1 protein-coding gene and 1 pseudogene are annotated in these 1685 nt (G+C 64.0%); both read right to left on the bottom strand.

What is annotated here, in order from left to right; all coding sequences use genetic code 11:
- A pseudogene (locus EN969_RS30035) lies at positions 1-231 on the bottom strand (hypothetical protein); the annotation flags it as partial.
- The coding region (locus EN969_RS30030; protein ID WP_127419676.1) for an SMP-30/gluconolactonase/LRE family protein at positions 228-1685 on the bottom strand (1458 nt) is incomplete at its 5' end. The pseudogene EN969_RS30035 and the gene EN969_RS30030, both read right to left, overlap by 4 nt.

The raw sequence follows: 1685 nt of genomic DNA, 5'->3' as shown, positions 1-1685 counted from the left end.
AGACGGAAAGGTCTCGACCACGACAGGTTGCGCTCCAGCAGCAATCGAATGGATGGCGTTGCCGCTGGAGACCAGCAGCCTGTCACCGGTAACCAGCAGATTATCCGGTTCCGTCAGCTCGGCAAAAGCCGGCGCATCATCCAGCCGCGTATTGGGGCGAAAAGCGCCGTCGAGCGGCGGGATGGTCACCGCCTTACCGCGGAACAGGTCGAGCACCGGGTCGAGGATCATGGCTTTGCTCCCCAATAGGAAGCGGGGCTGGTCCAGTTCGGGTCGGCGCCTGCAATCTTGTAGCGGCCGATACGGTTGTTGAGGATGCCGCCGACGAACAGATACCCCTTGTGCTCGCGCATCGAGGTGACCATCGGGTGCGCGCCGCCGGTGAGGTCGCCCATCGCCTCGACGATGCCGCCCTTCTCTGTGAATTTCACCACACCGCCGGTGTTGATGTTGGGGAACAGCCATTCGTCCTGCGGCAGCCGGCGCGTCATGCGCTTGCGCATGTCGGGATGGCGCAGCGACAGGTCGAAGCTCGGCGTGCGCATGCCGAGCCACGCCATCCAGTAATTGCCGTCGGAGGCGCGGTTGATGTTGTCGGGATAGCCCGGCATGTCGCGGATGACGCATTCGGCGGTGCCGGCCTTCGGCCCTTCCAGCCAGTAGCGGTGCACGCGGCAGGCCCAGCTTTCGGCGAAGAACAGCGACTTGCCGTCATGCGCCATGCACACACCGTTGGTGTAGCGATAGCCGTCGAGCAGCGTCTTCGTCGAGCCGTCCTTCGGGTCGTAGACCAGCAGCCGGCCGGTGGCACGGTTCTCGATCGAATCCAGCGCCCAATCGTGGGCGTCATATCGCTTAGTTGAATCTGTGAAATAGATGCGGCCGTCCGGTGCGATATCGCAGTCGTTGGGGTCACGCAGCCGTGCATCGTCGACGATCGAGGTCCACGAGCGCGACGTCTCCGCCGAGAGGCGTTTGACCTCCCGATCCGGCGAGACCGAATAGAGACCCATCGCGCCGACGCAGCTGATCAGATTGCCTGATTTGTCGAAGGCCAGCCCCAGCGGGAAACCGCCGATGTGGGCAAACACCTCCGACCTGACATAGTCCGGCGCGAAGAAGCGGACGATCTCGCCATGACGCGTGCCGCAATAGAGATTGTCGTCGCGGTCGAGGATGACGTCTTCCGGCCCCTCCAGCTCGCCAAGCCCGATATGCTCTGCGGCCGACAGCCTGTTGTCGAGTTCGTATGGCGTGCCCGAGCCGGGTGCGGCCGACTGTGTCTCGCCCATCTTGAGATAGACCGGCGCGACATAGACCTCATTCAGCACCTTGTGCCGGTTCTTCAGCCAGCGGATGTCGATGGTCACCGCCACCGCCAACATGATGCCGAGCACCATCTGGTTGGTGCCGGTGCCGTAGCCCAAGCGGATCAGACCGTTGGTCATGGTCAGCACGATGATTGCGCCCATCAGCCCCTTGATCACCGAGCCGCGCCCGCCGCCGAGGCTGACGCCGCCGACCACCGCCGCCGTCAGCGCCATGATCTCGAGGTTGAGGCCGGTTCCCGGCCCTGCCCCGCTCAGCCGGCAAGCAATGAGGAAGCCGCCGATCGAGGCGCAGAAGCCGGAAAAGACATAGGTCATGAACACGGTGCGGCGCACGCGGATGCCGGCATTGTGCGC

Origin of the sequence: Mesorhizobium sp. M7A.F.Ca.CA.003.01.2.1 (genome assembly GCF_003998945.1) — a bacterium.
Lineage (GTDB): Bacteria > Pseudomonadota > Alphaproteobacteria > Rhizobiales > Rhizobiaceae > Mesorhizobium > Mesorhizobium ciceri.
This window is presented reverse-complemented; position numbering and strand designations above follow the sequence as displayed.